Source organism: Kitasatospora sp. NPDC004799, assembly GCF_040609095.1.
Lineage (GTDB): Bacteria > Actinomycetota > Actinomycetes > Streptomycetales > Streptomycetaceae > Kitasatospora.
In genome coordinates this window covers 1-10,203 of sequence record NZ_JBEXJK010000296.1, presented here as the reverse complement: position 1 = coordinate 10,203, position 10,203 = coordinate 1, and the positions used below count along the sequence as shown (strand labels likewise).

The window sequence follows — 10,203 nt, the reverse complement described above, 5'->3', positions numbered from 1 at the left end:
GGGGGGGGGGGTGGGGGCCGGGGCGCGGGCGCAGGGCCCTCGTGCGGGCCGCAGGTTCACCGCTGTCTAGGCCTCGTCCTGCCCGCCGGCCAGCCGGGCGGCGAGCACCGGTCCGATCTGGGCGAGCTGGTCCGGCCTGGTCATCTCACCGTGCCGGCCCGTCACCCGGTGCACCTCGATCCGGCCCGTGACGTGCGGCCGCCAGTCCTCCGGCCGCACCGGGGGACGCGGCTCCTCCCGGGTCGCCTCGAAGAAGAGGACGTCGCCCCTGAACGTGCGGGACCTGAAGCCGTCCAGCAGCGCGACGTTCCGCAGGAAGACCGCGGCCATGGCCTCCAGCGCGGCGTCATCGAGCAGGGCGAACGGACCGTCCGCGGCCTTCGCGGACTCCGGCTCGTGGCCCAGCGACTCCAGCAGCGCCCGCACGGCCTCCTCGCCGCCCGGGGCCGGCGCCGGCTCACCGCTCAGCGCGCGCTCACCGCCCGGCACGGGCTCGCCGCCCGGCGCGGGCTCGGCCGAGGTGCCGGCGCCGAGGCTCGGGTAGCTGTCCAGCAGGGTGAGGGCCTCGATCTCCTCGCCCTCCTCCTGCAACCGGACGGCGAGCTCGTGCGCCACCACCCCGCCGAACGACCACCCCAGCAGCGCGTACGGGCCCTGCGGCTGCACGGAGCGGATCAGCGCCAGGTAGTCGTCGACCATGGCGTCGACGTCGGCCGGCAGGGCCTCGGGGGCCAGCAGGCCGCGGGCCTGGAGACCGTAGAGGGCACGGTCGCCGTCGAGGTGGCGGAGCAGTCCCGAGTACACCCAGCTGATGCCGGCCGCGGGGTGCACGCAGAACAGCGGCCGGGCCGCCGGACCGCTGCTCCGGCGCAACGGCAGCAGGGTGGCGAGGGCGCCGTCCCCGCTCCCCGCGTCGTCCAGCCGTCCGGCGAGGGAGGCGACAGTGGGGGCGTCGAAGACGTCCCGGATGCCGATCTCGGCGCCGAGGGCGGTGCGGATCCGGCCGATCAGCCGGGCCGCCAGGAGCGAGTGCCCGCCCAGGAGGAAGAAGTCGTCGTCGATGCCCACCGAGGGCACGCCGAGGACCTCGGCGAAGACCGCGCAGAGGATCTCCTCCTGCGCCGACCGCGGCGCCCGCCCGGTGGGGACGGCGCCCGCGACCGGTGCCGGCAGCGCCCGCTGGTCCAGCTTGCCGTGCGAGGTCATCGGCAGCGCCGCCAGCACGACGACCGCCGACGGCAGCATGTGGCGCGGCAGGCGCGCCGCGGCGAAGCGCCGCAGTTCCTCCGGGTCGGCCTCGCGGTCGGCGGCGGGCACCACGTACCCCACCAGGCGCTGGTCCCCCGGCCGGTCCTCCCGCACCACCACGGCGGCCTGCGCCACCGCCTCGTGTGCCGTCAGCGCCGCGGCGACCTCGCCCGGCTCGATCCGGAAGCCCCGGATCTTCACCTGGTCGTCCGTCCGCCCCAGGTACTCCAGGGCCCCGTCGGCACGCCACCGCACGAGGTCGCCGGTGCGGTACATCCTCTCGCCCTCCGCACCGAACGGGTTCGCCACGAAGCGCTCGGCCGTCAGGCCCGGCCGGCCCAGGTAGCCGCGGGCGAGGCTCTCCCCGGCGATGTACAGCTCACCGGGGACGCCCGGCGGGACGGGCCGCAGGCGGTCGTCCAGGACGAACAGCCGGGTGTTGCGGATCGGCCGGCCGATGACCGGCCGCTCGTACCCGCCGATCACGGCGTTGGTGCTGTAGACGGTGCACTCGGTGGGGCCGTACTGGTTGTTGGCGGTGATCCCGGCCCGCCGCAGATCCGCCCAGAGCGCGTCGTCCACCGCCTCGCCGCCGACGTCGACGATCCGGGGGCGGGAGGAGCGCTGCTCGGAGAGCATGCCGAGGTCGATCAGCTGCCGGCAGTAGGTCGGGGTCGTCTCGAGGTAGTCGATCTCCCGGTCCTCGATGTAGCCGACCAGGAGCTCGGGCGTCCGGCGCGTCCCGTCGTCCACCAGGTGCAGCTCGTGGCCGTCCAGCAGCCAGAAGAGCAGCAGCCAGCTGCCGTCGAAGGTCGTCGCCCCGATCATCGCGGCGCGCAGGGGGCGGCCGGCGGCGGCGATGTCGGCCCGGTAGACGTCCTCCCGGTGGCTGTGCACGAGGTTGGCGAGCGAACGGTGCTCGACGAGCACGCCCTTCGGCGTCCCCGTCGACCCGGAGGTGAAGATGGCGTACGCGGAGTGCTCGGGCCGCAACGGCGAGAGCCGCTCGGCGTCCGACACGTCCGCGTCGGACCGCCGGGCCAGCTCGGCGCCGACCGAGGGCTCCGCCAGGTCCAGCAGGTGCGGCACCCGCTGAGCGAGGACGTCGAACCGACCGGCCGTCCCCTGACCGGCGATCACGAGCGCGGGCCGGCAGGTGTCGAGCATGGACGTCACCCGCTCGACGGGGTAGTCCGGGTCGACCGGGACGTAGCAGGCACCGGCCTTCAGGACGGCCAGCAGCGAGACGATCAGGTCGCTGCCCCTCGGCAGCAGGACGGCCACCGTCCGCTCCGGCCCGGCACCGCGCTCGATCAGCAGCCGCGCCAGGCGGTTGGCCCGCGCGTTCAGCTCGCGGAAGGTCAGGGCCTCGTCCTGGAAGACCAGCGCGGTCGCGTCCGGGGTCCGCCGGGCGTGCCCCTCGAAGACCTCCGGGACCAGCCGGGTGTCCGCCGGGACGCACTCGGTGTCGTTCCACTCCACCAGGACCCGCCGGCGCTCGGCCGGGGTCAGGATGTCGACCGCCTCGATCGGCTGGTCCGGGTCCGCGGCCACGGCGGTCAGCAGCCGGAGCAGGCGGTCCGCCAGAGCAGCCATGGTGGCGTGGTCGAAGAGGTCGGTGGCGTAGTGCAGGACGGCGAGGATGCCGGCGGGCGCGCCGGCGCCGTCGCGGTTCTCGACGCAGGTGAGGTTGAGGTCGAACTTGACGGGGGGCGTCCCGAAGGACTCGGGCTGGGCGGTGAGGCCCGGCAGTTGAAGAGTTCCCTCGTCGTTGTTCTGCAGGACCAGCATGACCTGGAACAGCGGGTGCACGGAGCTGGAGCGGACCGGGTTCAGCTCCTCGACCAGCCGCTCGAACGGCAGGTCCTGGTTGCTGAAGGCCGCCAGGTCGGTGTCGCGGACCCGGCCCAGCAGCTCACCGAAGCCGGGGGCACCTGACGTGTCCGTGCGCAGGACCAGCGTGTTCACGAAGAAGCCCACCAGGTCGTCGAGCGCCTGGTCGGAGCGTCCGGCGACGACGGTGCCGATCGGGATGTCGGTGCCCGCGCCCAGTCGTGAGAGCAGGGCTGCCAGGGCCGCGTGCAGGACCATGAACAGGGTGACGCCGTGCCTGCGTGCCAACGCGTCCAGTTCGGCGTGGAGTTCGGCGCCGAGGTGGAACTGCAGGAGTTCGCCCTCGTGGGTGGCGGCGGCGGGGCGGGGCCGGTCGAAGGGCAGATCGACCTCGTGCGGCGAGTCCTTCAACGCCTCGGACCAGTAGGCGAGCTGCTGCTCCATGGTCTCGGCGAGCTCGTGGTGCTGCCAGAGGGTGTAGTCGGCGTACTGGACGGCCAGCGGCTCCCAGTCGGGGGTGAGTCCGGCCAGTCGGGAACGGTAGGCCGATGCGATGCCCTGCCAGAGCGGGCCGGAGGACCAACCGTCACTGGCGATGTGGTGCAGGGTCAGGACGAGCACCGACTCGTCCTCGCCGAGCGTGAACAGCGCGACTCGTAGCGGCAGTTCGGTCGACAGGTTGAAGGTGGCGAAGGCCTCGGCGGAGATCTGTTCTGCCACATCGTCCGCCGTGCACGGCTGGACCCTGAACGGGACCTGGGCGTCCTGGGCGGGCAGGATCAGCTGGCGGGGCCGGCCGTCGATCGCGGGGTAGATCGTCCGCAGGGCCTCGTGCCGACCGACCACGTCGCCGATGGCCGCACGCAGGGCCTCGACGTCCACCGCGCCGTGCAGGCGGAACGCGAACGGGCTGTTGTAGGTGGCGGACCCGCCTTCGAGCTGGTCGAGGAACCAGAGCCGCTGCTGCGCGAACGACAGCGGCAGCACCTCCGGTCGTACGCCGGCCTTCAGTGCCGGTCGTGCCGGGCTGCCGTCCTTCAGCTTCTCCACGACACCGAGGACGGTCGGGTTGCGGAAGAGGTCGCGGATGCCCAGCTCGGCGTTGAGGGTGGTCCGGATGCGGCTGATCAGCCGGGTCGCCAGAAGCGAATGGCCGCCCAGCGCGAAGAAGTTGTCGTCGATGCCCACCGACGGCACATCGAGGACCTCGGCGAAGAACGCGCACAGGATCTCCTCCTGCGCCGTCCTGGGACCGCGATGCCCCTGCGTCGCCTCTTGGGCGGCCTCGACGGCTCCGGCCCGCGCCCGCTCCGCCCGGCTCAGGAAGTACCGCTCCTGCTCGGGAGAGTCGAAGACCTCCCAACCCGACACCGGCGTCTCCGGATCGCCGACTGCCAGGGCCAGCAGCCGGAGCAGGCGGTCCGCCAGAGCAGTCATGGTGGCGTGGTCGAAGAGGTCGGTGGCGTAGTGCAGGACGGCGAGGATGCCGGTGGGCGCGCCGGCGCCGTCGCGGTTCTCGACGCAGGTGAGGTTGAGGTCGAACTTGGCGGGCGGCGTCCCGAAGGACTCCGGCTGAGCGGTGAGGCCCGGCAGGTGAAGAGTTCCCTCGTCGTTGTTCTGCAGGACCAGGAGCACCTGGAACAGCGGGTGGCGACCCAGCGAACGCACCGGGTTCAGCTCCTCCACCAGCCGCTCGAACGGCAGGTCCTGGTTGCTGAAGGCCGCCAGGTCGGTGTCGCGGACCCGGCTCAGCAGCTCGCCGAAGGTGGGGGCGTCGGACACGTCGGTCCGCAGGACGAGCGTGTTCACGAAGAAGCCGATGAGGTCGTCGAGCGCCTGGTCGGAGCGTCCGGCGACGACGGTGCCGATCGGGATGTCGGTGCCCGCGCCGAGCCGTGAGAGCAGGGCTGCCAGGGCCGCGTGCAGGACCATGAACAGGGTGACGCCGTGCCTGCGCGCCAACGCGTCCAGTTCGGCGTGCAGTTCGGCATCGAGGTGGAACTGCAGGAGTTCGCCCTCGTGGGTGGCGGCGGCGGGGCGGGGGCGGTCGAAGGGCAGAGCGACCTCGTGCGGCGAGTCCTTCAACGCCTCGGCCCAGTAGGCGAGCTGCTGCTCCATGGCTTCGGCGAGCTCGATGTGCTGCCAGAGGGTGTAGTCGGCGTACTGGACGGCCAGCGGCTCCCAGTCGGGGGCGAGTCCGGCCAGTCGGGAACGGTAGGCCGACGCGATGCCCTGCCAGAGCGGGCCGGAGGACCAACCGTCGCTCGCGATGTGGTGCAGGGTCAGCACGAGCACCGACTCGTCCTCGCCGAGCGTGAACAGCACGACCCGTAGCGGCAGTTCGGTCGACAGGTTGAAGGTGGCGAAGGCCTCGGCCGAGATCTTCCCCGCGACCTCCTCGGCCGTGCACGGCTCGACCCTGAACGGGACCTGGGCGTCCTCGGCGGGCAGCACCAGCTGGCGCGGCTGACCGTCGACCGCCGGATAGACCGTCCGCAGGGCCTCGTGCCGGCCCACCACGTCACCGATCGCGCCGCGCAGGGCCTCGACGTCCACCGAACCGCTCAACCGGAACGCGAACGGGCTGTTGTACGTCGCGGACGCCCCTTCGAGCTGGTCCAGGAACCACAGCCGCTGCTGCGCGAACGACAACGGCAACACCTCCGGCCGCGCCCCGGCCTGCAGCGCCGGACGGGCTGGGCGGCCCTCCTTCAGCTTCTCCACGACACCGAGGACGGTCGGGTTGCGGAAGAGGTCGCGGATGCCCAGCTCGGCGTTGAGGGTGGTGCGGATGCGGCTGATCAGCCGCGTCGCGAGAAGCGAATGCCCGCCCAGCGCGAAGAAGTTGTCGTCGATGCCCACCGACGGCACATCCAGCACCTCGGCGAAGAACGCGCACAGGATCTCCTCCTGCGCCGTCCTCGGACCACGATGCGCCTGCACCTCTCCCTGAGCGGCCTCGATCGCACGCTCCCGCGCCCGCTCCGCCCGGCTCAGGAAGTACCGCTCCTGCTCAGGAGAGTCGAAGACCTCCCAACCCGACACCGGCGTCTCCGGATCCCCCACCGCCACACCGAGCAACCACCCGAACCGCTCCGCCAGCAGACCCGCCGTCCCCTGATCGAACAGATCGGTCGCGTACTGCAGCACGACGGTGATACCCGCAGGCGCATGGCCGGCGTCCCGGGTCTCGACGCATGTCAGGTTGAGGTCGAACTTGGCGGGCGGCGTCCCGATGGACTCGGGCTGGGCGGTGAGGCCCGGCAGGTGAAGAGTCCCCTCGTCGTTGTTCTGCAGGACCAGCATCACCTGGAACAGCGGGTGCCGGCCCAGCGAACGCACCGGGTTCAGCTCCTCCACCAGCCGCTCGAACGGCAGATCCTGGTTGCTGAACGCCGCCAGGTCGGAGTCACGGACCCGGCCCAGCAGCTCACCGAAGGTCGGCTCACCCGACGTGTCCGTTCGCAGCACCAGCGTGTTCACGAAGAACCCGACCAGGTCGTCCAGCGCCTGGTCGGAGCGTCCCGCGACCACCGTCCCGATCGGGATGTCCGTGCCCGCGCCCAGCCGCGACAACAGCGCCGCCAGCGCCGCATGCAGCACCATGAACAGCGTGACACCGTTCCGACGCGCCAAGGCCTCCAGCTCCGCGTGCAGCTCGGCGGGCAGACCGAACTCCACCAACTCGCCCTCGTGCGACGCCGCCGCCGGCCGGGGCCGGTCGAACGGCAGGGCCAGCTCCTGCGGCAGCTCGCGCAGCTCATCGCGCCAGTGCTTCAACTGGCCGTCGAGGATCTCGCCGAGCTGGTGGTGCTGCCAGAGGGTGTAGTCGGCGTACTGAACGGCCAGCGGCTCCCAGTCAGGCGCCAGTCCGGCCAGACGGGACCGGTAGGCCGACGCGATGCCCTGCCAGAGCGGGCCGGAGGACCAGCCGTCGCTCGCGATGTGGTGCAGGGTCAGGACGAGCACCGACTCGTCCTCGCCGAGCGTGAACAGCACGACCCGCAGCGGCAGTTCGGTCGAAAGGTTGAAGGTGGCGAAGGCCTCGGCGGAGATCCGATCTGTCAGCTCGTCTTCCGTGCACGGCTGAACGGTGAACGGGACCTGGGCGTCCTCGGCGGGCAGCACCAGCTGACGCGGCTGACCGTCGACCGCCGGATAGACCGTCCGCAGAGCCTCGTGCCGGCCCACCACGTCACCGATCGCCGCGCGCAGGGCCTCGACATCCACCGCGCCGTGCAGCCGGAACGCGAACGGGCTGTTGTAGGTCGCGGAGGCGCCTTCGAGCTGGTCCAGGAACCACAGCCGCTGCTGCGCGAACGACAGCGGCAACACCTCCGGCCGCACCCCCGCTTGCAGGGCAGGTCGTGCCGGACGGCCGTCCTTCAGCTTCTCCACGACACCGACGACCGTCGGGTTGCGGAACAGATCACGGATGCCCAACTCGGCATTCAGCGTCGTACGGATGCGGCTGATCAGCCGGGTCGCGAGAAGCGAATGCCCGCCCAGAGCGAAGAAGTTGTCGTCGATGCCCACCGACGGCACATCCAGCACCTCCGCGAAGAACGCGCACAGGATCTCCTCCTGCGCCGTCCTGGGACCACGATGCGCCTGCACCTCCCCCTGAGCGGCCTCGATCGCACGCTCCCGCGCCAGCTCCGACCGAGCCAGGAAGTACCGCTCCTGCTCGGGAGAGTCGAAGACCTCCCAACCCGACACCGGAGTCTCCGGATCCCCCACCGCCACACCGAGCAACCACCCGAACCGCTCCGCCAGCAGACCCGCCGTCCCCTGATCGAACAGATCGGTCGCGTACTGCAGTACGACGGTGATGCCGACGGGTGCGTTGGAACCGTCGCGGTTCTCGACGCAGGTGAGGTTGAGGTCGAACTTGGCCGGGGGCGTCCCGAACGACTCGGGCGTCACGACGACATCGGGAAGCCGAAGGGTGCCCTCGTCGTTGTTCTGCAGGACCAGCATCACCTGGAACAGCGGGTGGCGACCCAGCGAACGCACCGGGTTCAGCTCCTCCACCAGCCGCTCGAACGGCAGATCCTGGTTGCTGAACGCCGCCAGGTCGGAGTCACGGACCCGGCCCAGCAGCTCACCGAAGGTCGGCTCACCCGACGTGTCCGTTCGCAGCACCAGCGTGTTCACGAAGAACCCGACCAGATCGTCCAGCGCCTGGTCGGAGCGCCCCGCGACCACCGTCCCGATCGGGATGTCCGTGCCCGCGCCCAACCGCGACAGCAGCGCCGCCAGCGCCGCGTGCAGCACCATGAACAGGGTGACACCGTTCCGACGCGCCAAGGCCTCCAGCTCCGCGTGCAGCTCGGCGGGCAGACCGAACTCCACCAACTCGCCCTCGTGCGACGCCGCCGCCGGCCGGGGCCGGTCGAACGGCAGGGCCAGCTCCTGCGGCGAATCCTTCAGCGCCTCGGACCAGTGGGCGAGCTGCTGGTCCATGGCCTCGCCGAGCTGGTGGTGCTGCCAGAGCGTGTAGTCCGCGTACTGAATGGGGAGCGGTTCCCAGTCGGGCACGAGTCCGGCCAGACGGGACCGGTAGGCCGAGGTGACACCCTCCCAGAGCGGGCCGGAGGACCAACCGTCGCTCGCGATGTGGTGCAGGGTCAGCACGAGCACCGACTCGTCCGCCCCGAGGGTGAACAGCACGACCCGCAGCGGCAGTTCGGTCGACAGGTTGAAGGTGGCGAAAGCCTCGGCCGAGATCCGCACTGCCAGCTCGTCTTCCGTGCACGGCTCGACCGTGAACGGGACCTGGGCGTCCTGGGCGGGCAGTACCAGCTGGCGCGGCCGGCCGTCGACCGCCGGATAGACCGTCCGCAGCGCCTCGTGCCGGCCCACCACGTCACCGATCGCCGCCCGCAACGCCTCGACGTCCACCGCGCCGTGCAGCCGGAACGCGAACGGGCTGTTGTAGGTCGCGGAGGCGCCTTCGAGCTGGTCCAGGAACCACAGCCGCTGCTGCGCGAACGACAACGGCAACACCTCCGGCCGCACCCCCGCCTGCAGCGCGGGTCGTGCCGGGCGGCCGTCCTTCAGCTTCTCCGCGACACCGACGACCGTGGAGGCGTCGAACAGGTCGCGGATGCCCAGCTCGGCGTCGAAGGTGCTGCGGATGCGGCTGATCAGCCGCGCCGCGAGGAGCGAGTGCCCGCCCAGCGCGAAGAAGTCGTCATCGATCCCCACCGACGGCACACCGAGCACCTCCGCGAAGATCGCGCAGAGGATCTCCTCCTGCGCCGAGCGCGGGGCCCGTCCACCCTCCTCGACGGTGACGGCCGGGGCCGGCAGGGCCCGCTGGTCCAGCTTGCCGTTCGGCGTGATCGGCAACGCCTCCAACACCACGAGCGCCGAGGGAACCATGTGACGCGGCAGCCGACCGGCGGCGAACCGCCGCAACTCGTCCGCATCGACCTCCCGCCCGGCAACCGGTACCACGTAGCCGACGAGGCGCTTGTCACCTGGCCGGTCCTCGCGCACCACCACCGCGGCCTGCGCCACCGCCTCGTGCCCCTGCAGCACGGCCGCGATCTCACCCGGCTCGATCCGGAAACCCCGGATCTTCACCTGGTCGTCCGCACGCCCCACATACTCCAGCACACCATCCGCACGCCAACGCCCCAGGTCACCCGTGCGATACATCCGCTCACCCGGCACACCCAACGGGTTCGCCACGAACCGCTCCGCCGTCAGACCCGCCCGACCCACATACCCGTGCGCCAGACCGGCACCCGCCGCATACACCTCACCCACCACACCCGCCGGCACCAGACGCAACCCCGCGTCCAACACGAACACCCGCTTGTTCCCCACCGGCCGACCGATCGGCAACGACGACGAGCCCAAGTCGTCACCCGTGACCGCATGGCACGTCGTGAAGCCCATGCTCTCCGCCGGCCCGTACCCGTTGCCCACCCGCAACCCCGGATACAGACCCAGCACCTTCGCCACATGCGCGACCGAACCCGCCTCACCACCCGTGAACGCCGTCCGCACCCCGGCGAACGCCCCCGGATGCTCATCCACCAGATAGTTGAACAGACTCGCCGACAACTGGAGCATCGTCACACCGTGCTCCACCACCAACGCCTCGATCAC

At 71.4% G+C, this 10,203-nt stretch carries 1 protein-coding gene and 1 pseudogene; both read right to left on the bottom strand.

Annotation, left to right across the window (positions count from 1 at the left end; translation table 11 throughout):
• Window positions 1-66: 66 nt before the first annotated feature.
• Window positions 67-9,693: an amino acid adenylation domain-containing protein gene (locus ABZW03_RS29300; RefSeq protein WP_355264668.1), complete on the bottom strand. Its 9,627-nt coding sequence runs from the start codon at window positions 9,691-9,693 to the stop codon at window positions 67-69.
• 132 nt (window positions 9,694-9,825) lie between these two features.
• Window positions 9,826-10,185 (bottom strand): annotated as a pseudogene (locus tag ABZW03_RS29295) (AMP-binding protein); the annotation flags it as partial.
• Between the last annotated feature and the right edge of the window lie 18 nt (window positions 10,186-10,203).